This window comes from Actinoplanes sp. KI2 (genome assembly GCF_025630775.1).
GTDB lineage: Bacteria > Actinomycetota > Actinomycetes > Mycobacteriales > Micromonosporaceae > Actinoplanes.
In genome coordinates, this window is the sequence record NZ_JAOSZE010000005.1 from 36,460 (window position 1) to 57,515 (window position 21,056).

General features: G+C 71.6%; 23 protein-coding genes. 14 read left to right on the forward strand and 9 right to left on the reverse strand.

Translation table 11 applies throughout. The features are described 5' to 3' along the window. Positions 1-4 precede the first annotated feature (4 nt). Together ODJ79_RS06595 and ODJ79_RS06600 are read left to right on the forward strand one after the other, a co-directional pair. A complete protein-coding gene (locus tag ODJ79_RS06595; RefSeq protein WP_263022412.1) occupies positions 5-649 on the forward strand; it encodes a response regulator in 645 nt (214 codons plus the stop codon). Between the two features lie 63 nt (positions 650-712). Continuing rightward, a complete protein-coding gene (locus ODJ79_RS06600; protein ID WP_263022413.1) occupies positions 713-1,618 on the forward strand; it encodes an alpha/beta hydrolase family protein in 906 nt (301 codons plus the stop codon). Positions 1,619-2,100: 482 nt separating this feature from the next. On the opposite strand, the gene ODJ79_RS06605 is transcribed toward ODJ79_RS06600, so the two are convergent. The 3 genes from ODJ79_RS06605 to ODJ79_RS06615 are packed head-to-tail and all read right to left on the reverse strand — an operon-like array spanning position 2,101 to position 5,218. Further along, positions 2,101-3,051 (reverse strand): VWA domain-containing protein, encoded by a 951-nt coding sequence (locus ODJ79_RS06605; protein ID WP_263022414.1) that lies wholly within the window; start codon positions 3,049-3,051, stop codon positions 2,101-2,103. Then, positions 3,048-4,139, reverse strand: a complete 1,092-nt coding sequence (locus tag ODJ79_RS06610) for a DUF58 domain-containing protein (RefSeq protein WP_411267267.1) — start codon at positions 4,137-4,139, stop codon at positions 3,048-3,050. The genes ODJ79_RS06605 and ODJ79_RS06610 overlap by 4 nt, the downstream gene beginning before the upstream one ends. Next, positions 4,121-5,218: an AAA family ATPase gene (locus ODJ79_RS06615; protein WP_263022415.1), complete on the reverse strand. Its 1,098-nt coding sequence runs from the start codon at positions 5,216-5,218 to the stop codon at positions 4,121-4,123. The genes ODJ79_RS06610 and ODJ79_RS06615 overlap by 19 nt, the downstream gene beginning before the upstream one ends. Positions 5,219-5,604: 386 nt before the next feature. Between ODJ79_RS06615 and ODJ79_RS06620 the strand changes: the two genes are divergently transcribed. Genes ODJ79_RS06620 through ODJ79_RS06635 form a run of 4 tightly spaced genes read left to right on the forward strand, consistent with a single transcriptional unit; the run spans position 5,605 to position 8,080 of the window. Further along, a complete protein-coding gene (locus ODJ79_RS06620) occupies positions 5,605-5,811 on the forward strand; it encodes a hypothetical protein (RefSeq protein ID WP_263022416.1) in 207 nt (68 codons plus the stop codon). Between the two features lie 10 nt (positions 5,812-5,821). After that, on the forward strand, positions 5,822-6,331 hold the full coding sequence (locus ODJ79_RS06625; RefSeq protein ID WP_263022417.1) for a PH domain-containing protein: 510 nt from the start codon (positions 5,822-5,824) through the stop codon (positions 6,329-6,331). Next, positions 6,328-7,659, forward strand: a complete 1,332-nt coding sequence (locus ODJ79_RS06630; RefSeq protein WP_263022418.1) for a PH domain-containing protein — start codon at positions 6,328-6,330, stop codon at positions 7,657-7,659. The genes ODJ79_RS06625 and ODJ79_RS06630 overlap by 4 nt, the downstream gene beginning before the upstream one ends. Positions 7,660-7,669: 10 nt before the next feature. Next, on the forward strand, positions 7,670-8,080 hold the full coding sequence (locus ODJ79_RS06635; protein ID WP_263022419.1) for a thioesterase family protein: 411 nt from the start codon (positions 7,670-7,672) through the stop codon (positions 8,078-8,080). Here ODJ79_RS06635 and ODJ79_RS06640 read toward each other — a convergent pair. Continuing rightward, the gene (locus ODJ79_RS06640) at positions 8,051-8,989 is read right to left on the reverse strand and encodes a carbohydrate kinase family protein (protein WP_263022420.1); all 939 of its coding nucleotides are present in this window, start codon (positions 8,987-8,989) and stop codon (positions 8,051-8,053) included. The genes ODJ79_RS06635 and ODJ79_RS06640 overlap by 30 nt on opposite strands. A 96-nt stretch (positions 8,990-9,085) precedes the next feature. Between ODJ79_RS06640 and ODJ79_RS06645 the strand changes: the two genes are divergently transcribed. Together ODJ79_RS06645 and ODJ79_RS06650 are read left to right on the forward strand one after the other, a co-directional pair. After that, the gene (locus tag ODJ79_RS06645) at positions 9,086-9,730 is read left to right on the forward strand and encodes a hypothetical protein (RefSeq protein ID WP_263022421.1); all 645 of its coding nucleotides are present in this window, start codon (positions 9,086-9,088) and stop codon (positions 9,728-9,730) included. A 247-nt stretch (positions 9,731-9,977) separates the two neighbouring features. Beyond that, a complete protein-coding gene (locus ODJ79_RS06650) occupies positions 9,978-11,444 on the forward strand; it encodes an aminopeptidase P family protein (RefSeq protein WP_263022422.1) in 1,467 nt (488 codons plus the stop codon). Positions 11,445-11,447: 3 nt separating this feature from the next. On the opposite strand, the gene ODJ79_RS06655 is transcribed toward ODJ79_RS06650, so the two are convergent. From ODJ79_RS06655 to ODJ79_RS06665, 3 genes are all read right to left on the reverse strand, one after another. Beyond that, entirely contained in the window at positions 11,448-11,969 is a 522-nt protein-coding gene (locus tag ODJ79_RS06655) for a hypothetical protein (RefSeq protein ID WP_263022423.1), read from the reverse strand. Between the two features lie 139 nt (positions 11,970-12,108). Next, positions 12,109-12,378, reverse strand: a complete 270-nt coding sequence (locus tag ODJ79_RS06660; protein ID WP_263022424.1) for a hypothetical protein — start codon at positions 12,376-12,378, stop codon at positions 12,109-12,111. A 3-nt stretch (positions 12,379-12,381) separates the two neighbouring features. Then, entirely contained in the window at positions 12,382-12,546 is a 165-nt protein-coding gene (locus ODJ79_RS06665; protein ID WP_263022425.1) for a hypothetical protein, read from the reverse strand. A gap of 84 nt (positions 12,547-12,630) precedes the next feature. Here ODJ79_RS06665 and ODJ79_RS06670 point away from each other — a divergent pair, with 84 nt between their 5' ends. The 5 genes from ODJ79_RS06670 (at position 12,631) to ODJ79_RS06690 (ending at position 18,553) form a co-directional block, all read left to right on the forward strand. Then, entirely contained in the window at positions 12,631-13,284 is a 654-nt protein-coding gene (locus ODJ79_RS06670; protein ID WP_263022426.1) for a TetR family transcriptional regulator, read from the forward strand. A gap of 224 nt (positions 13,285-13,508) precedes the next feature. Continuing rightward, entirely contained in the window at positions 13,509-16,280 is a 2,772-nt protein-coding gene (acnA, locus tag ODJ79_RS06675; RefSeq protein WP_263022427.1) for an aconitate hydratase AcnA, read from the forward strand. An 84-nt stretch (positions 16,281-16,364) separates the two neighbouring features. Next, positions 16,365-16,883: a PadR family transcriptional regulator gene (locus ODJ79_RS06680; RefSeq protein ID WP_263022428.1), complete on the forward strand. Its 519-nt coding sequence runs from the start codon at positions 16,365-16,367 to the stop codon at positions 16,881-16,883. Beyond that, positions 16,880-18,298: a DHA2 family efflux MFS transporter permease subunit gene (locus tag ODJ79_RS06685; protein WP_263022429.1), complete on the forward strand. Its 1,419-nt coding sequence runs from the start codon at positions 16,880-16,882 to the stop codon at positions 18,296-18,298. The genes ODJ79_RS06680 and ODJ79_RS06685 overlap by 4 nt, the downstream gene beginning before the upstream one ends. Before the next feature lie 9 nt (positions 18,299-18,307). Beyond that, positions 18,308-18,553 carry a DUF2630 family protein gene (locus ODJ79_RS06690; RefSeq protein WP_263022430.1) on the forward strand — a complete coding sequence of 82 codons (246 nt, stop codon included), beginning with the start codon at positions 18,308-18,310 and terminating at the stop codon, positions 18,551-18,553. A 60-nt stretch (positions 18,554-18,613) separates the two neighbouring features. On the opposite strand, the gene ODJ79_RS06695 is transcribed toward ODJ79_RS06690, so the two are convergent. Beyond that, positions 18,614-19,513 (reverse strand): serine protein kinase RIO, encoded by a 900-nt coding sequence (locus tag ODJ79_RS06695; protein WP_263022431.1) that lies wholly within the window; start codon positions 19,511-19,513, stop codon positions 18,614-18,616. 139 nt (positions 19,514-19,652) lie between these two features. Next, entirely contained in the window at positions 19,653-20,300 is a 648-nt protein-coding gene (locus ODJ79_RS06700) for an HAD family hydrolase (RefSeq protein ID WP_263022432.1), read from the reverse strand. Positions 20,301-20,467: 167 nt separating this feature from the next. Here ODJ79_RS06700 and ODJ79_RS06705 point away from each other — a divergent pair, with 167 nt between their 5' ends. Then, positions 20,468-21,046, forward strand: a complete 579-nt coding sequence (locus ODJ79_RS06705) for a TetR/AcrR family transcriptional regulator (RefSeq protein ID WP_263022433.1) — start codon at positions 20,468-20,470, stop codon at positions 21,044-21,046. The last annotated feature ends 10 nt before the right edge of the window (positions 21,047-21,056 follow it).

The window sequence follows — 21,056 nt, forward strand, 5'->3', positions numbered from 1 at the left end:
AGCAATGATCAAGGTGTTGATCGCGGACGACCAGGCGATGGTCCGCGAAGGTTTCGGCGCGCTGCTCGCCGCCCAGCCCGACATGCTGGTGGTGGGTGACGCGGCGGACGGCGAGGCGGCGGTGGCCCGGTCGCGCGCGCTGGGCCCGGACGTCGTGCTGATGGACATCCGGATGCCGGTGATGGACGGGCTCGAGGCGACCCGGCGGCTGGCCGGCGGCCCGAAGGTCCTCATCCTCACCACCTTCGACCTGGACGACTACGTGTACGAGGCGCTGCGGGCCGGTGCCAGCGGCTTCCTGCTCAAGGACGCCCCGGCCGCCGACCTGATCAACGCGGTCCGGGTGGTGGCGGCCGGCGAGGCGCTGCTCGCGCCCTCGGTGACCCGCCGGCTGATCGCCGAGTTCGCCGCCCGCACGCACGGCGACCGGCCGCGCCCGGCCGCGCTGAACGCGCTCACCCCGCGGGAGACCGACGTGCTGCGGCTGATCGCCCGCGGACTGTCCAATCAGGAGATCGCGGCCGAGCTGGTGGTGGCCGAGCAGACGGTGAAGAGCCACGTCGGCCGGATCCTCGCCAAGTTCGACCTCCGCGACCGCGCGCAGGCGGTGGTTTTCGCGTACGAGACGGGCCTCGTCGTCCCCGGGTAGGGGTTCGCAATGGGCTCTGCGGCGTGACGACCCGAGGGGTTTCGCGGCCGGAGCGTACGGCCCATGCGAATCCTGCCGAGCTTCCTGGCCCTGACCCTGCTCCTGCCGATCCCGGTGGCACCGGTCTCGGCTTCCGCGCCGGACGCCGAGACGCACCTGCCCGCGTTCACCGAGGCGTACCGGGAGACGGCGGTGCGCATGCTCGCCACCGGCTGCCCGTACGCCACGTGGGCCGCCCAGGGCCGGCACTTCCTGTTCTTCGACCCGGCCGGGGACGGGCAGACCGCCGAGGTCTTCGGCGACCTGAACCGGGCCTCCCGGATCGCCATCCTGGTGCCCGGCGTCGCCACCACGCTGGTCGACTTCGACCGCGGGCTGGGCGGGGTGGCCCGGCGCGCCCCCGGCGTCCAGGGCCGCACCCTCTACCAGCAGCTCAGCAAGCGGGACCGGGACGTGGCGGTGATCTCCTGGCTCGGCTACGACCCGCCGGACGGGGTGGGACTGGCCGCGGCCACCGAGGGCCGGGCGCAGGCCGGGGCCAAGCGGCTGACCACGTTCGTCCGGGACGTGCTGCGCCAGCGGCCGGACGCCACGGTCACGCTGATCGGGCACAGCTACGGCTCGCTGGTGGTCGGGCTCGCCGCCCGCGACCTGCCGGAGGTGCCCGACGTGATCGCGCTCGGCTCGCCGGGCCTCGGCGTCGGTCACGCCGCCGACCTGGGCGGCGCGCACGTCTGGTCGGCGCTCGCCCCGCACGACTGGATCCGCCGGCTGCCCCAGGTGCGCGTGCTCGGGCTCGGGCTGGGCCGCCGCCCGTCCTCCGCCGGCTTCGGGGCCACCGCGCTGCCCACCGGCGGCGTCGAAGGGCATGACTACTACCTGGTCGAGGGCAGTGCCACCCTTCGCGCGGTCACCGACGTCGTCCTGTCGGGTGGTCCTCGCCACGCGGAAGCCACCCACGTTTATTAATTGGTTCTTAAGAGGTACAGTTTCCGACGGCCCGGAAACCGCCGATGACGTTGTCGGCCAACGGATTCCGGACCCCGAGCGTCCCGGCCGCCGACGGACATGTCGGCATTGACCTACGGAGGTGATCGCTGTGCGAGATAGCGATCCTCCTAGTCGTGGCCGGGCCCCGCGTCAGCGCGCCTGACCGCTGACGCCGACCCGCCCCGCATCCCCCGGTCCGCCGCCGACATCTCGGCGTGGCCGGCTCGAGTCGTGTGCGCTGCGACCACGGGATGCGCCGGCGCCGGCCGCGACGTGAACCCGAGCGCCTTTCCTGGCCAGTTCACCTGAGCGGAGTCTGCAAATGAAGAACTTCGTCGCACCCCTGAGCTTCACCATCGCCGCCGCCTGGGTCGTCGTGCTGTTCGTCCTGGTGCACGGCACCAACTGAAACTGATGCCCTTCCCCGCGGCCCCAGGGCTCGCGGAGAAGGGCACCCTGCGTCACGGCAGGCGGGACGTCCACAACAGGCTGAGCGAGGCCGCTGCCAGGGCGAACAGCAGCGCCACGCCCGCGTACCACTGCGTCACCTCCCGGCTCTCGACCCGATGACCGATCGAGCTGCCCATGTCCTCGTACACCTGCCGCAGCTCGCTCACCGACGCCGCCTCGTAGAAATGGCCGTCGGTCTTCTCCGCCAGTTGCTGCAGGGACAGCCGGTCCACCGGGACCTGCTTCAGCTCGCCACGGATGTCGACCACGCCGGTGTCCGTGCCGAAGGCGATCGTCGACACCGGCACGTTGGCCTCCGACGCCGCGGTCGCCGCGTCCTCGATCGAGCGGCCCGACGTGCGGTAGCCGTCGGAGAGCAGCACGATCCGGGCCGGCGGCGCGCCGTTCGCGCCGTCCGCCGGCACCGATCGGATCGCGTCCAGCGAGGTGAACACCGCCTCGCCGGTCGCGGTCGCCTCGGCCAGCGTCAGGCCGTCGATCCCCGCGATCACCTGGCTCCGGTCCTTGGTCGGCGACACCAGCACGTTCGCCGCCTTCGCGAACGACACCAGACCCAGGTTGTAGCTCGGCGGCAGCTCGTTGACGAACGCCTTGGCCGCCTCCTGAGCCGCCTCGATCCGGGTCGGCTGCACGTCGTCGGCCTCCATCGACAGCGACACGTCGATCGCCAGCATGACGGTGGCCCGCTCGAGCGGCTCCTTCTTGTCGACCGACGGCCGGGCCATCGCCAGGCCCAGGATCAGCAGCGAGAGCAGCAGCGCGGTCGCCGACACGTGCCGGCGCCAGCCCAGTCCCTTCGGCGCGATGGTGCGCAGCAGATCAACATTGGTGAAGCGCATCGCGTACGTGCGGCGGCGGAACTGCCGCCACACGTAGACGCCGGCCAGCACGAGAACGGGCAGCAGCGCGAGCAGCCATGCCGGTTCCAGGAAGCGGATCATCGGGTGGTCCCCCGGGTGCGTGCGTGTCGCTGGGCGGCCACGAATCGGACCATGTCCAGCAGCCAGTCGGTGTCGGTGCGCAGCCGCAGGTGAGCGGCGCCGGCCGCGCGCACGGCGCGGGCGATGGCGCCGCGTTGCTCGGCCGCTGCGGCAGCGTACCGGCTGCGCAGCTTGGCGTCGGAGGTCTGCACCTCGTGCAGCGCTCCGGTCTCGGGATCGGCGAGGGCGAGCACGCCCACGTCCGGCAGTTCCAGCTCGCGCGGGTCGACCACCTCGATGGCGAGCACGTCGTGCCGCACGCCGAGCTTGCGGAGCGGGCGGGCCCAGCCGTCGACCGGCGCCAGGAAGTCGGAGATGACCGCGGCCACCCCGCGGCGGCGCGGCGGCCGGTTGAGCATGTCGATCAGCTCGCCGAGGTCGGCGCGCCCGGGCCGGACCTCGGTGCGGGCGATCGCCCGGAGCAGCCCCTGCGCCTCCTTCCGGCCCGGGCGGGCCGGAAGCCGGACCGTTGGTGAGCCGACGGGCTCGGCCTTCCGCTTGCGTCCCCGGTCCGGTACGCCGGAGCCGGTGCCGACCACCGCGCCAATGCGGTTGCCGCCACGCACGGTCAGGTGCGCCATCGCGGTGGCGGCGGCCACCACCAGATCACGTTTGAGCCAGTGCGCGGTGCCGAAGTCGAGACTCGCCGACAGGTCGACCGCGAGCCAGGTCTCCAGCTCCCGGTCGGCGACGGTCTGCCGGACGTGCGGCAGCGTGGTGCGGGCCGTGACCGGCCAGTCCATCCGGCGCACGTCGTCGCCGGGGCGGTACTCCCGGGACTCGCCGGCCTCGCTGCCCGGGCCCGGCAACAGGCCCACGTAATCGCCCTGCAGCAGGCCGTCGAGCTTGCGGGTCACGAGCAGCTGCAAGCGCCCGAGCACCGCCTCCGCCCTGGCCGCCCCCTCGACCGCCGAACCGCTTCCGCCGCCCGGCCCCAGCGACGGCGCGAACCCGGGCCCCGGGTGGGCTGTGCCACCACCGGCGCCTCGCCCCGCGGGCGGCGCGGCGAACCCAGCCTCGCGGGCCGGCTCTAGTGCTGGCCCGGCCATGCGACACCTGTCTGCGAGCCGACCCCGACCGGCTGGCCGTTCGGGGAAGCGCCCTGGCGGGACGCGACCGACGGCATCGGGACGCTCTGCATGATCCGGGCGACGACGTGATCGGCCGGGATGTCGTCGGCCAGCGCGTCGTAGCTGAGCACCAGCCGGTGCCGCAGGATGTCCGGCGCGATGTCCTGCAGGTCCTGCGGTAGCGCGTAGTCGCGGCCGCGGAGCAGCGCCAGGGCGCGGGTGGCCCGCACGATGCCGAGCGAGGCGCGCGGGCTGGCGCCGTACTGGATCAGCTGGGCCACGTCGGGCATGCCGTGCTGTGCCGGGGCGCGGGTGGCCAGCACCAGCCGGACCGTGTAGTCGACCAGCGCGTTGTGCACGAACACCTGATCGGCACGACGCTGCAGGCCGAGCAGATCTTCCGGGGTGAAAACCTGCTTGGGCACCGGGGCGCTCACGCCCATCCGGTAGACGATCTCGCGCTCCTCGGCATCGGTCGGATACCCGACGAGGATCTTCATGAGGAACCGGTCGCGCTGGGCCTCGGGCAGCGGATAGACACCCTCCTGCTCGATCGGGTTCTGGGTCGCCATCACCAGGAACGGGTCGGGCACCTCATGCGTCTGCCCGCCGATCGACACCTGATGCTCGGCCATCACCTCGAGCAGCGCGGACTGCACCTTCGCCGGGGCCCGGTTGATCTCGTCGGCCAGCAGGAAGTTGACGAACACCGGGCCGAGCTCGACGTCGAACCTCTCCGAGGACTGCCGGTAGATGCGGGTGCCGACGATGTCGGCCGGGACCAGGTCGGGGGTGAACTGCACGCGGGAGAACGTGCCCCCGACGACCTTGGCCAGGGTCTCGACGGCCAGGGTCTTGGCCACGCCCGGGACACCCTCGAGCAGGCAGTGACCGCGGGCGAGCAGCGCCACGAACATCCGCTCGACCATCCTGTCCTGGCCGACGATGACGCGCTTCACCTCGAACATGGCCCGCTCGAGCTGGGTCGCGTCCTGCGCGGGAGGCACCGGGGCGCCCCCGGAAGTCGGCTCGTTCTCGGGCGTGAGCGGCTGGGCCACCGGTCCTCCACAGCGGTCGGCATGCAGGGCTATGACGAACAAGACTTACACGACGGACCTGAAAGTGTGCTCGGTGTCCCCGCATAACGCGCTGCGGGTGGCCACCGCCATGGTCCAGTCGTGTCGATCTTTCTGCGCAATGCGCCGGAACGGGCACCCCAAGCGGGAGGATGCGCGCCCACGTCAACCGTGTAACATCGTCCCCGTCGCCGGGCAACTTCCCCCGTGGTTGCCCGGCGTCAGCGTCGAGTGGCCCCTGGTCCGCACAAACCGCGGACCTGGGGCCGCTTCGCATTTCTGCTCCGGGGGCCGAGCCCCCGGAGACCCCACAACTTGTGGTTGCGGTGGGTGGCTCGCCTGCTGATGGGTCGAACTATTGTTTGATCGTGGTTGAGGAGTTGGCGCCGCGGTGTTCGGCCAAGGGGTGTCGGGGGGCCGGTGTGTGGGCGCTGCGGTGGAACAACCCGAAGTTGCACACGGCCGACTATCGGAAGACGTGGCTTGCGTGCGACGAGCATCGCGAATCGCTGGGGAACTTTCTGGAGGTGCGGGGTTTCCTGCGCGAAGTGACGCCTTTCGGCGCAATCTCCTAGGCTTCACGTTGTGACTCCGCCGCCGCTGCACGTCGACGCTCTCACGCCCTGGCCGGACACGGTTGCCTGGCGGCCGGTGTCGCCGAAGCTGATCACAGTGGAGCTGATCGCCCGCGGCATCGGGGTGGTGGTGCTGCTCGCCGCCCTCGGGCTGGGCTGGTCGCTCGCACCGTACTGGCTGTGGCCGGCCGGGATGGCGGCGGTCGTCGTCTACGGGGTCTGGCGCTCGTTCGTCACGGTCCGCGCCGTACGGGCCTGGGGGTACGCCGAGCGCGACCAGGACCTGCTGGTCCGGCACGGTCTGCTGATCCGGCGACTGTCGATCGTGCCGTACGCGCGGATGCAGTTCGTCGATGTCACGGCGGGGCCGCTCGAACGCGCGTTCGGCCTGGCCACCGTGCAGTTGCACACGGCCGCGGCGGCCAGCGACGCGAAGGTGCCCGGCCTGCCGCCCGAGGAGGCGGCCCGGCTGCGCGACCGGCTCACCGCCCTCGGCGAGGACCGGGCCGAGGGCCTGTGACCACCACACCCGGCGACGTGGGCGAGCCGCGGCGCCGACTGCATCCGCTCAGCCCGCTGCTGCACGGCGCCAAGACCATGGCCGTGGTCGTCGCGGCGCTGTCCTGGCAGACGCTGGGCCAGGTCGGGCTCGAGCGGTTCGCGCTGGTCGTGGTCGTGCTGGCGCTCGGCGCGGTGGTGTTCTCGGTGGTCAACTGGCTGACCACCGGCTACCACGTGGTCGGTCGCGAGCTGCGCATCTCCGACGGGCTGTTCTGGCGGCGCAACCGGGCCATCCCGCTGGAACGCCTGCAGGCCGTCGAACTGCGCCGGCCGCTGCTGGCCCAGCTCACCGGCCTGGCCGAGCTGCGCCTCGAGGTGGTCGGCGGAAGCAAGACCGAGGCGCCGCTGGCGTACCTGACGGTCCGCGACGCCGCCGCCCTGCGGGAGCGCCTGCTCGCGCTGGCCGGGCGTACGACCTGGGCGGCGCAACCGGACGCCGGAGCGCAGGCCGCGCCGCCCAGCCTGGAACGCGCCCTGCTGCGCGTCTCGAACCGGGACCTGGTGACCAGCCAGCTGCTCACCCCGCAGGCGTTCTTCCTGCCGGCCGGCATCACGTTCGTGGTCATCCAGTTCGTGCTGGAAGCCCAGTGGACCTTCATCGGGATCGCCAGCACCATCACCGCGATGGCCGGCGTGCTGCTGCACCCGGTCCGCCGGATCCTGCAGGACTGGGACTTCCGGCTGGCCCGCGACCCGGGCGGACGGCTGGTCGTGCGCTACGGGCTGCTCGAGACCCGCAGCCAGGTCGTGCCGCTGCACCGGGTGCAGTCGGTCGGGCTGACCTGGCCGCTGCTCTGGCGCGGGCAGCGATGGCTGCACCTGCGGCTGGACATCGCCGGGTACGCCGGTGAGCACGGCTCGGACAGCAAGCAGTCGGATCGGCTGCTGCCGGTCGGCGACTTCGGGACGGCCCGCGCCCTGGTCTGGGACGTGCTGCCCGGCGTCGACCTGACCACGCTGGCCACCTCGCCGCCGCCGGCCCGGGCCCGCTGGCTGCACCCGTTCGCGCTGCGCTACCTGGGCGTCGGGCTCACGCCGGAGGTCTTCGTGTCCCGGTGGGGGCTGCTGACCCGGGAGATGAACCTGGTGCCGTATGCCCGCTTGCAGAGCGTACGGGTGGTGCAGGGGCCGTTGCAGCGACTGCTCGGGCTGGCCACGGTCTACGCCGACACCGCCGGCGGGCGCTCCGGGCAGGCCCGGGATCGGGACCTGGCGGAGGCGTGGGCGCTGGCCGAGCAACTGGCCGTACGGGCCCGGCATGCCCGCGGCCTGCTCAGCCAGCCTTAAGCTTTCATCCATGGAGCTTCCGGAGTTCGCACCCGGTCTCACCGCCCGGGTCGAGTTGACCGTCACCGATGCCGACACCGCGCAGGCCCTCGGCTCGGGCGACGTGCCGGTGCTGGGCACGCCACGCGTCCTCGCGCTCGCCGAGGCGGCCACCGTCGCGTGCACGGCCCGGCAGTTGCCCAGCGGCGTGACCACGGTCGGCATCCGGGCCGAGGTCGAGCATCGGGTCGCCACCCCGGTCGGCCGGCACGTGACCGCGCAGGCCACGCTCGCCAAAGTGGACGGTCGCAGGCTGCTCTTCGAGGTGGCGGTGAAGGAGGGCGACGTTCTGGTCGCCGAGGTGCGGGTCGAGCGGATGGTGCTCGACCGCCAGCGCTTCATCCAAAAGTCGCTAGATCAGGGCGCCCCAGCGGGCAACTAGCTCGTCGTTGGTCGGCATCGCGGTGGCGCCGCCGCGCCGTTCGCAGACCAGGCCCGCAACGGCCAGGGCGAAGCGTACGTAGCGCTGCCAGCCGGCCAGGTCGGCCGGGAAACCGTCGGCGAGCAGGCGGCGGATCAGCGCGCCCATCACGGAGTCGCCGGCGCCGGTCGCGTCGATCGCGGCGACGCTCGGGGCGGGCAGCATCCCCACGCCGTCGGCGGCGGCGATGTAGGCGCCCTTCGAGCCGCAGGTGACCACCACGGCCTTGGCGCCCAGCTTGCGGATGTGCTCGGCGGCGGCGGCGGGCTCGGCGCCGTCGTAGAGGATCACCGCGTCGGCGGAGCTGAGCTTGACCAGGTCGGCGGTCGCGAAGAACTCCTCGACCAGGTCGCGCAGGTCGCTGACGGCGCGCGCGTCGGGCAGCAGGGCCGGGCGGGCGTTGGGGTCGAAGACCTTCAGCGGGCCGGGGATCTGCCAGGCCGCCCGGGCGGCCGCCCGGAACGGCTCGCGGAGCAGGGCGATCGAGCCCGCGTAGAGGACGCTCGCCCCGGCGATCGCGTCCCGGTCGAGGTCGGCCGCGGCGAGCAGGGCGTACGACGGCGGCTCGCCGTAGAACGTGAAGGTCGGCTCGGCGCCCACGAACGTCGTCACGGCGAGCGTGGTCGGCACCGGGGCGCGCCGGACGCCGCGCAGGCCGACCCCGGCATCGCGGAGGAACGCGGCCAGCCGGTCGCCGAGAATGTCGTTGCTCAGCGAACCGGCGTACCGCACGTCGCCGCCGAGCCGGCTGACCGCCACGCTGACGTTCAGCGGCGCGCCGCCGATCGCCTGCCGGTAGATCAGCTCGCCGTCCAGATCGGCCTCCAGCAGATCGACGAGCGCCTCGCCGAGCACCACCGCGTATCCCATGCCGGCCCCTTCCACGTCCCGGATTCTCAGCCTTCCGTCCGCACGCGTTCCACGCCAGTCGCCGCCGCTTAGATCCGCTTTTGACATTATTTAGACATGATGATCCGAATTCTTGCGCTGGGACTACCGCTGTCGATGCTGGCCGGCTGCACCAGCCCCGTCGACCTCGGCCCGATCTCGTCGGCCACGACGTCCGCCTCGTCCTGGGTGCTCTACAGCTCGGGGAGCCCGTCGCCGGAGCCGTCCCTCGCCAACCCGCCCTACCTGGCGGCCTTCGGGACGTTCCTCCCCTACCGGCCCGGCTCCACGGCCATCACCTACGACCCCGCGGTGGTTCCGCCGGGCGCGACCGCCACGCTCACCATGACCAGGACCGGGTACGGGACGGAGGTACACCTCGAGGCCATCCGGCTGATCCCGAACCGGGTGTACGGCGCACACCTGCACATAAATCCCTGCGGTGCCGATCCGGAGGCCGCCGGCAGCCACTACCAGAACGTCCAGGACCCGGTCACGCCGTCGGTGAACCCGGCCTTCGCCAACCCCTCGAACGAGGTGTGGCTGGACTTCACCACCTCAGCCACCGGGACGGGCTCGGCGACCAGCCGCCACGGGTGGGACTTCGACCCGGTGCGGCGGCCGCGGTCGCTGGTGCTGCACGCCGAGCGCACGATGACCGCGGCGGGGATGGCCGGCAAGGCCGGCGCTCGGGTCGCCTGCCTCACGCTGCCCGCCTCCTAGCCGGCCCTCCTAGCCGGGCCTTCTGGCCGGCAAGGCCGGCTTTCGTTGCAGGTCAGCCCGGCGGTCGCGCTGCGGCCTGGGGTGGCACCCAGGTCGCGGTGCCGACCGGGGCGGTGGAAGTGCGGTCGGGGACGGGCTCGCCGTACCTCCGCATGCTTTTGATTCTGATCTTGGGGTGTGGGCGGTCTGCTCGGCCCCGGGCGCAGGCGGTACCGTCGAGGGCGGATCGACGAGCGGAGGCAGACCCATGGCCGAGCAGGGCGGCAAGCCGGAAACGCCGCGGACGGAGTCGCACGACCCCGACTTCCCGGAGGCGTTTTTGCAGTTCATGCGCAGCGGGTGGCGGGAGGATCCGATCGAGGTCGCCGCGCTGCCGGAGGCGCCGAACTTCGCGAAGCGGCGGGCCGCGCTGTCCGAGGCGTTCCCCGGGGAGACACTGATCATCCCGACCGGGAACGAGAAGGTGCGCGCCAACGACACCGACTACCCGTTCCGGCCGGGGAGCGACTTCTTCTACCTGACCGGCGATCGCGACCCGGACAGCGTGCTGGTGCTGCGGCCGACCGGGTCGGGGCACGACGCGATCCTGTACACCCGGCAGCGGAACTCGAAGGACACCGACGCGTTCTTCCGCAGCCGCAACGGGGAGCTGTGGATCGGCCGCACGCACACGCTCGCCGAGAAGTCGGCCGAGCTGGGGCTGCCGACGGCCCCGCTGGGCGAGCTGGGCGCGCTGCTGGCCGGCTCGGCGCCGGGGCAGACCCGGGTGCTGCGCGGCTTCGACGCCAACGTCGACCGGGCGGTCCTCGCCTACGAGCCGGACCGGGAGAAGCCGCGCGACCGCGAGCTGGCCTGGGTGCTCAGCGAGCTGAAGCTGGTCAAGGACGAGTGGGAGATCGCGCAGCTGCAGGCCGCGATCGACGCGACGGTCCGCGGGTTCGAGGACGTGGCGCGGGTGCTGCCGGCCGACCGCGGGGTGAAGGAGCGGCTGCTCGAGGGCGTGTTCGGGCTGCGGGCGCGGCACGACGGAAACGACGTGGGCTACGGCTCGATCGTCGGCGCCGGGGCGCACGCGACGATCCTGCACTGGGTGCGGAACACCGGCGAGACCCGGCCGGGCGAGCTGCTGCTGATGGACATGGGCGTGGAGGGGCACAACCTCTACACCGCCGACGTGACCCGGACGGTGCCGGTGAGCGGCACGTTCACCCCGCTGCAGCGCCAGGTGTACGACATCGTGTACGCGTCGCAGCAGGCCGGGATGGACGCGATCAAGCCGGGCGTGCAGTACCGGGACGTGCACAAGACCTGCATGCGGGTGCTGGCCGAGGGGCTGCACGACCTCGGGCTGCTGCCGGTGAGCGTGGACGAGGCGATGAGCGAGAAGAGCACGGTCTACCGGCGGTGGACGCTGCACGGGTTCGGGCACATGCTCGGCATCGACGTGCACGACTGCTCGAACGCGCGGAACGACAACTACCGGGACGGTGCGCTGGCCGAGGGCTACGTTCTGACCGTCGAGCCGGGGCTGTACTTCCAGCCGGAGGACGAGCTGGTGCCGGCGGAGCTGCGCGGGGTCGGCGTCCGGATCGAGGACGACGTGCTGGTCACCGCGGACGGCTGCCGGAACCTCTCGGCCGGGCTGCCGCGGTCGGCGGCGGATGTCGAGGCGTGGCTGGCGTCGCAGCGCGAGGCCGGCCCGCGCCTGCCGTGATCCCTACGAGGCGGGGGCGTAGTCGGTGACCGACCAGCAGTCGTCGCCGCTGGGCCCCTCGTCCGAGACGTTGATGATGACCTTGACGGGGTGACCGTCCGTCCCGTCGTAGGTCGTGGTGACCTGGCCACCGTCGTCGGTCGCGGTCTGGGCCATGTCGCGCAGCCCGGCCAGCGTCGGGACGTCGATCTCCTCGCCGTTCTGACCGTTGACCGGGCCCAGATCGGCATCCGACGACGTGGCGGTCGACGGGGCCGCCGAGCCGCCGATCCGCTGCGAGCTCGTCACCGCGCCGGACCGCACGGCCACCCGGTATCTACCGAGCGGGGACGCGTCGTCGCAGCCGTGGGTCAGCGTGAAGGTGTACGAGGCCGGCTCGGTGAACGGCGGCGCGGAGCCGGCGGCCGCGGGGGCCGAGGGCGCCGTGGAGTCGGCGCCGTGGAAGGTCGGGCTGCCCGAGTGCGCGGTGCAACCGCCGACCAGCGCCACCGCCGCGACGCCACTGAGGGCCAGACCGAGCCGCACGACTTTCCTCCACCACACCGGACCATGAGAGACGCGAAGAAGTTTCTTCCGCGGCGGCGAATGTAGCGCAGGCGCGCACGCCCGGCAGCGGCGGAGGCGCCGGACTCGTAGACAGGCGCGCACGCCCGGCACCGGACTCCTAGAGGTGCCAGATCACGCCACCGCTGCGCAACTGGACCGCCATCAGGCCGGCCAGCACGAGGAGATCGGCCAGACCCAACGCGACCCCGATCAGGCCCGCGGTGCGGCTCGGCGAAGAGGTGCCACGGTGCCGGTGGGCGGCGATCGCGCCGAGGACGATGGCGGTCGGCCCGAAGAGGACGTTGAAGAAGAACAGGCCGGCCACGCCCAGGGTCAGCGAGGCCACGGCACGGTCGTCGAGGCTGCCGGCGCGCTTGAGAACGTTCATGGCTCAGTGCCGTCCCGTCAGGGCCGAGCCGCGCCGCCCGCGCCGCGTGACGATCAGCACGGCGCCCGCCAGGACGACGCCGAGCACCACGAGCAGCGGCTGCCCGGTGAGCAGGGTCGGGCCCACGATCAGCGCGATCAGCGCCATCGTGGCCATCAGTGCCAGCATCGGTCGCTCCCCTCAGTTCACAGTTGTTTACTGAACTCACCATAGGCCTCCACCAATACAGTCGACAGGTGTTTACTGAGTGACATGAACCACGACCGCCTCAGCCGGCCGGCGCAGAAGGCGCGCACCCGGCAGTCGCTGCTCGACGCGGCGCTGACCCTGATGCAGCAGCGGAGCCTGAGCAGCATCGGCCTGCGCGAGATCACCCGCGTGGCCGGCCTCACCCCGGCGGCCTTCTACCGCCACTTCCCGGACGTCGACAGCCTCGGGGTCGCCCTCGTCGACCAGTGCCTGGGCAGCCTGCGCACCACCATCCGCACGGTCCGCGACGGCCTCAGCTCCAGCGACGAGGTGATCAACCGGTCGATCGACATCCTCGCCCGGCAGGTGCACGCCGACCCGGCGCACTTCCGCTTCATCGCCCGCGAGCGGCACGGCGGCGTGGCCGCGGTCCGCGCCGCGATCGCCGAGCAGCTCGACCTGTTCGCCGCCGACCTGGCCATCGACCTGGCCACCGACAAGATGGCCGGCGGCCCGCGCTTCGACCGGTGGATCGTGGCCGACCTGCGCATGGTCACCAGCCTGTTCGTCAGCCACATGGTCTGGACCGCCGCGGCGCTGCTCGACGCCCCGCCGGACGACCCCGCCGCGACGGACCAGGTGATCGACACCGCCGCCCGCCAGCTGCGACTGATCATGCTGGGCGCTCGCGAGTGGCCCGCGGAGCCCGCGCCCTGACCGCCCGGCTCGGCCATACGCCCACGGCCGACCCCGCGACCCTGGGAAAATCCAACGGATTCGCCGTCCGCGCGTCCCGGTCACCCCGCCTTGCGCGGACTTACAAGACGGACGTACGGTTTACGGGAAACGTGAACCGAGAGTTAGGTTCGCCTAACTCCGGCAGCACCCGAGCCGGTGCGAAAGACTGACTTGACTTCCAGTCGCTGGGTGAAGGAGATGACGTGGCCAGCCTCGACACCTTTGGTGCGAAGAGCGAGCTGCGCGTCGGAGACGCGAGCTACGAGATTTTCACGATCGACAAGGTCGAGGGGCACGCCCGCCTGCCCTACTCCTTGAAGATCCTCCTGGAGAACCTGCTCCGGACGGAGGACGGCGCGAACATCACCGCCGACCACATCCGGGCGCTCGGCGGCTGGGACCAGACCGCCGACCCGAGCGTGGAGATCCAGTTCACCCCGGCGCGGGTGCTGATGCAGGACTTCACCGGCGTGCCCTGCGTGGTCGACCTGGCCACCATGCGCGAGGCCGTACGGGAGCTGGGCGGCGACCCCACCAAGGTCAACCCCCTCGCGCCGGCCGAGCTGGTCATCGACCACTCGGTGATCGCCGACCTGTTCGGCCGCGAGGACGCGTTCGCCCGGAATGTCGAGCTGGAGTACCAGCGGAACCGCGAGCGCTACCAGTTCCTGCGCTGGGGACAGACCGCGTTCAACGAGTTCAAGGTCGTTCCGCCCGGCACCGGCATCGTGCACCAGGTCAACATCGAGTACCTGGCCCGGACGATCATGGAGCGCAACGGCCAGGCGTACCCGGACACGGTGGTCGGCACCGACTCGCACACCACGATGGTCAACGGCCTGGGCGTGCTCGGCTGGGGCGTCGGCGGCATCGAGGCCGAGGCCGCGATGCTCGGCCAGCCGGTCAGCATGCTGATCCCCCGGGTCGTCGGCTTCAAGCTCTCCGGCGAGATGCCGGCCGGCACCACCGCGACCGACCTGGTCCTCACGATCACCGAGATCCTCCGCGAGCACGGCGTGGTCTCGAAGTTCGTCGAGTTCTACGGCCCCGGCGTGAGCGCCGTGCCGCTGGCGAACCGCGCCACGATCGGCAACATGTCGCCGGAGTACGGCTCGACCGTGGCGATCTTCCCGATCGACGACGAGACCATCAAGTACCTGCGCCTGACCGGGCGCAGCGACGCCCAGGTCGCGCTGGTCGAGGCGTACGCGAAGCGGCAGGGCCTCTGGCTCGACCCGAACGCCGAGCCCGACTACTCGGAGAAGCTCGAGCTCGACCTGTCGACGATCGTCCCGTCGCTGGCCGGCCCGAAGCGCCCGCAGGACCGCGTCCCGCTGAACAGCGCCAAGCCGATGTTCCGCGAGGCCCTCAAGAACTACGTGCAGCCCATCGGCCACGCCGACGAGGCCAGCGACGAATCCTTCCCGGCCTCCGACTCGCCGGCCAACGCCGTGCAGGACGATTCGGACAAGCCGCACGTCTTCTCGGCGGCCGAGGGCGCGAACGGCCGGCCGTCGAAGCCGACGCGGGTGGTCGGCGAGGACGGCACCGAGTTCGAGCTCGACCACGGCGCCGTCGTGATCGCCGCGATCACCTCCTGCACCAACACCTCGAACCCGCAGGTCATGATCGGCGCGGCGCTGCTCGCCAAGAACGCGGTCGACCGCGGCCTGTCCCGCAAGCCGTGGGTCAAGACCACGCTCGCCCCGGGCTCCAAGGTCGTCATGGACTACTACGACCGGGCGGGTCTGACGCCGTACCTCGACAAGCTCGGCTTCAACCTGGTCGGCTACGGCTGCACCACCTGCATCGGCAACTCCGGCCCGCTGCCCGAGGCGATCTCCGCCGCGGTCAACGCGGAGGACCTGACCGCGGTGAGCGTGCTCTCCGGCAACCGGAACTTCGAGGGCCGGATCAACCCGGACGTCAAGATGAACTACCTGGCCTCGCCGCCGCTGGTGGTCGCGTACGCGCTGGCCGGCACGATGGACCTGGACATCACGTCGGAGCCGCTCGGCACCGGCAGCGACGGCCAGCCGGTCTACCTCAGCGACATCTGGCCGAGCGCCAAGGAGATCGACGACGTCATCGCCAACGCGATCGGCGCTTCGGGCTTCAGCTCCGCCTACTCGGATGTCTTCGCCGGCGACGAGCGGTGGCAGTCGCTGCCGACGCCCGAGGGCCAGACCTTCGAATGGACGGACGAGTCCACGTACGTCCGCAAGCCCCCGTACTTCGAGGGCATGGCCGCCTCGCCGGCGCCGGTGTCCGACATCTCGGGCGCCCGGGTCCTCGCGAAGCTCGGCGACTCGGTCACCACCGACCACATCTCGCCGGCCAGCTCGATCAAGCCGGACTCCCCCGCGGGCAAGTACCTGGCCGAGCGCGGCGTGCCGCGGCACGAGTTCAACAGCTACGGCTCGCGCCGGGGCAACCACGAGGTCATGATCCGCGGCACGTTCGCCAACATCCGGCTGCGCAACCAGCTGGTGCCCGGCGTCGAGGGCGGCTTCACGGTCAACCACCTGACCGGCGACCAGACGACGATCTACGACGCCAGCGTGGCCTACCAGGAGGCGGGCGTCCCGCTGGTCATCCTGGCCGGCAAGGAGTACGGCTCGGGTTCGTCCCGGGACTGGGCGGCGAAGGGCACCATGCTGCTCGGCGTCCGCGCCGTCATCGCCGAGAGCTACGAGCGCATCCACCGCTCCAACCTGATCGGCATGGGCGTGCTGCCGCTGCAGTTCCCGCCGAAGACCAACGCCGAGTCGCTGGGCCTGACCGGCACCGAGACCTTCACCATCACCGGCGTCACGGCGCTCAACGACGGCGCGATCCCGGCCACCGTCAAGGTCCGCACGGACACCGGCATCGAGTTCGACGCCGACGTGCGCATCGACACGCCCGGCGAGGCGGACTACTACCGCCACGGCGGCATCCTCCAGTTCGTGCTGCGGAAGATGCTGCACAGCTGAGTCGGAAATCGCCCCGCCGGTTCTCCGGCGGGGCGATTTTTTCGGCCTTCCTAGTCCAGTCTGACCTATGTCAAACTGGACGGCGTGTACCTGGACATCGTGATCCTCAGCCACCTCCAGCGCGGGCCGGTCCATGGCTACGAGCTCAAGCGCAAGGTCAGCCAGACCACGGCGTACGCGCTGCACAACAACACGCTGTATCCGGCCCTGCGCCGCTTCGAGGAGGCCGGCGCGGTCACCAAGACCGCCGAGACGCTGCCGGGCCGCCCGCCGCGACACGTGTACGAGATCACCGAGCTCGGCCGCGAGCTGCTGCACGACATGCTCGCCGACCTGACCCCCGAGCAGGCCGCCGACGAGAACGAGTTCCTCACCCGGGTCGGCCAGTTCGAGCACCTCACGGCGGACGAGCGGGGTCGGGTCCTGTCCGCCCGCACGGAGGCACTCGGCGTACAGAAAACGCATCTGGCCGGCCTGGCCGAGCGCTCCACCCGGTCGCGCAACCACGAGTGGGGCGGCCTCGTCGTGGCCGAGTTGGCCGGCCGCATCGACCGCGAGCTCGCCTGGATCGAGCGGCTGACCGGCCTGGTCGACCAGCCATGAGGAAGCTCAGCCCGCTGATGCAGCTCGGCCTGCTGGCCGGCCCGCTGCTGACCATGGTGGACTCCTCGATCGTCAACGTCGCGGTCCCGGACATCGCCGCCGAGCTGCACGCCGACCTGGCCACCGCGCAGTGGGTGGTCAGCGGCTACCTGCTGGCCCTCGCGGCCGGCCTCACCACGACGTCCTATCTCGCCCGGCGCTTCGGCACGATGCGCGTCTACGCCGTCGCGCTGGCCGCGTTCCTGCTGGCCTCGGCCGGCTGCGCCGCCGCACCCGGGATCGGCGGGTTGATCGCCGCGCGGGCCGTCCAGGGCTTCGCGGGTGCGCCGCTGGTGCCGCTCGCGATGAGCGTCCTGCTCGGCCGCCAGGGTCGCGAACGCCGCGTCCCGGTCGCGGCCGGCCTGCTGTTCTTCCTGGCCCCCGCGATCGGCCCGTCCCTCGGCGGCCTGCTGATCGCGGCCGGCGGCTGGCGCTGGATCTTCCTGGTCAACCTGCCGATCGGCGCGCTCGCCCTGCTCGGCGTCCGCCGCCTGCCGCCGGAGGTGGCACCCACCGCGGACGGTCACGCTCGTCCCGACCCCGTCGGTCTCCTCCTGCTCAGCGTGGGCCTGGTCGGCGTCCTCTTCGGCGCGAGCCGGGCCACCGGCGAGGGCTGGACCGACCCCGGGACGATGGTCACCCTGGGCGTCGGCGTCGCGCTGCTTCTTGCGTACGTCTGGTGGGCCCCGCGCACCCGAGACCCGGCGGTCGATCTCACCCTGCTCCGGCACGGCCGCTCGGCCCTGGCGCTGGTGCTGAGCGTGACGTCGTCGGTCGTCGCGTTCGCGGCGGTCTTCCTGCTCCCGGTCTTCACCCAGTCGGTGCAGCGGCACTCGGCCTTCGCCACCGGCCTGGCCCTGCTGCCCCAGGGCGTGATCACCGGCGTGGGCACCGCGCTCGGCCAGCGGCTGGCCGCCCGCCACGGGGTCCGCTACCTGGTGGTGACCGGGTTCGCGGTGCTGGCGGTGGCGAGCTCCGGGCTGCTCCTGCTCACCGCGGCCACTCCGCTGTGGGCGACCTCGCTGATCCTGGCCGGCCGGGCGGCCGCGATCGGCTTCGGCATCACCCCGCTGCTGTCGGTGATGCTCGCCCCGCTGCCCGACGCCAAACTGGCCGACGGCAACACGCTCTTCAACATCGCCCAGCGCCTGGGTGGCTCGATCGGCGTCGGCATCCTCGGCTCGCTACTGGCCGCCCGCGCGGTCCAGGTCGGACCGGTGCCCGCCTTCCACGAGATCGGCCTGGTCCTGTCCGGCCTGGCCGTCGCCGCGGCGCTGCTCGCGCTGCGCTTGCCCACGCGTACGCCGGAGGTGGCGCTCGACACGATCGGCGCGAGATCAGCCGCTGGGGCTGGTCACAATGTCGCCGGTGAATAGGCTTCGCACATGGATGACAAGAATGTGCTGGACCGGATCCACGGTTTGGTCGACGAGGAGCACACGCTCCGTCAGCTCCTGGCCCAGGGCAAGATCTCCTCGGATGAGGAGCACGCTCGGCTCCGCGAGCTGGAAGAGTCCCTGGACCAGTGCTGGGACCTGCTGCGCCGGCGCCGGGCCGCCCGCGATGTGGGCAACGACCCGAACGCCGAGCAGGCCCATGCCGTCACCGAGGTCGAGGGCTACCTGCAGTGATGCAACCCGGCCGCGGCCGCCTAGTGCTCGGCGGTCGCGGGCCGGGGCGCGTGCGGCGGGTCATCGCAGGCCCGCCTCGTGCAGCAGACGGTCCAGCAGGTCGTCCGCGTCCACCTGCAGCCCGCGCTGGGTGAACCAGCCGGCCACATTGCGCACGTCGCGGGCGATGAAGTCGGCGCCCTGCGGGTTGGCGACCACATCGACGATCTGCGGCAGGTCGATCAGCACCAGCGCGCCGTCGTGCACCAGCGTGTTGTACGGCGACAGGTCGCCGTGTGCCACCTGCGCGCGGGCCAGCACCGACAGCGCGTCGGTCATCTGCTGCCAGAGATCGGCCAGGCCGTCCGGGTCGGTGCGCACCTGCGCGAGCCGGGGTGCCGCCTCGCCGGTGTCCCAGTCGCCGACGAACTCCATCATCAGCTCGGTGCCGATGAGCTGCACCGGGTAGGGCACCCGGACCAGGCCACTGGCCTGCCCGATCTGCCACAGCCGGGAGAGCGCGCCGAACTCGGCCACCGCCCACTGCCCGGCGATCATCTGCTTGCCGAACGAGCTGCGGTTGGTCATCGCGCGGTTTTCCCGGGAGCGGCGGACCCGTCGGCCCTCGAGATAGCCGGCGTCCCGGTGGAACAGCCGGTGGTCGCCGTCGCGGTACCGCTTGGCGGCCAGCAGGCTGACCTTGTCGGTGCCGGGGATGTGCCGGCGAACCAGGAAGACGTCGGCTTCCTTGCCGGTCTTGAGCATGCCCAGCTCGTCGTCGACCGCGGCGTGCTCGGTGCGCACCCAGTCGGGTCTCGGGTCGGGACCGTGCAGCGCACCGTCCCAGCTGGACCAGTTGTCACCGGTCTCGGGCAGGTCGGGCTCCTCGGCCAGGCGTGGCTCGAGCCGCCCCCGCTTCAGGAAGTTTGGATCGTCGTCGTCGAACTTGCGCCGACGGCGTGAAGTCTCGTGCGAACGCACTGGAGGGTCTCCTCGGAGAAAGAAGGAAGGAAAGTGATCTGGGCAGGCGACATCGCAAAGACGGCCATCTGACCCACCCCCTTCTCTCTCGTCGGAACGCGCCCACTCTCTCCTGGGCGCTCGGGAGAACGCAACCGAATTATTGGGCGGCCATGATCGCGGAGATGCCCTGGATCACGTTGCCCACCACGCGGGTCGGCGCGAACCGGTTGTCCACCCACTCGCGCCCGCGGTGCAGCCACACGCTGGGCAGGCCCATCGCCGCCGCCCCGCCGATGTCCGCCTCCGGGCTGTCGCCCACCACCCAGGCGCCGCCGAGTCGCATCCGCACCCGCTGCGCGGCGAGCGCGAAGATCCGCGGGTTCGGCTTGCTCACCCCGGCCCGCTCGGAGATCACCCAATCGGCGATGTACTGGTCGAGGCCGGTCCGCCGGATCCGGGTGTCCTGGATCTCGGACTGCCCGTTGGTGACCACCACCGGCACCAGCCCGGCGTCGCCGGCGATCCGCAGCGCGCAACCGACCAGCGGGTCGAGCCGCTCGAACGCCAACGGTCCCTCACGCAGCTCCTCGAGCAGATCTATCGAGGGCACGTTGAGCCGGTACCGGTCGCGGATCAGGTCGGCCAGGTCCCAACGGGGAGTGAGACCGTCCGCGTCGACGGAGAGTAACCAATCGAGATCATCCTGTGAGGCCCCGATCTCGTCGAGGAAACCCTTTGCCCACAGCCGGAAGGCACCGCTGCGGTCGAGCAGGGTGTCGTCGAGAGCGATGAGGACAAGTGGCACCCGCGCACTTTACGTGAGGTAGGGCGGAAGCGAACAGTCCAGGACTGTCAGCAATTTCGGGACCGGACGGTGGATTTCGCGCCATCCGATCCCGGCCGTACACCCGGCGCTGACAAGACGTACGTACGGATTGCAAAACGAAGCACCTGCGTGACACGATCCAAGGCGTGCCCAGAGTAAGCCAGGACCAGCTGGAGGCGAGGCGCCACGAAATTCTCGCGGCGGCTCGCGACTGCTTCGCGCGGTTCGGCTACGAGGGCGCCACGGTGCGCCGCCTCGAGGATGCCACCGGCCTGTCCCGCGGGGCGATTTTCCACCATTTTCGCGACAAGGAATCGCTGTTCCTCGCCGTCGCCGAGGACGACGCCGCCGCCATGGTCGAGACCGTGGCCCGCAACGGCCTCGTCCAGGTGATGCGTGACCTGCTGGCCCGCGCCGGGAGCAGCGACGGCGACACGGCCGGCTGGCTCGGCACCCAGCTCGAGGTTTCCCGCCGGCTGCGCACCGACCCCGCGTTCGCCAAGCGCTGGGCCGAACGCTCGGCGGCCATCGCCGACGCCACCCGGGACCGCCTGCAGCGCCAGCGCGAGGCCGGCGTGCTGCGCGACGACGTGCCGGTCGAGGTGCTCACCCAGTTCCTCGAGCTCGCGTACGACGGCTTGGTCCTGCACCTGGCCACCGGCCGGCCGCCGGGCGAGCTGAGCCGGGTGCTCGACGTCGTGGAGGAAGCGGTAAGGCGCAGGTAGGAGGGTCGTT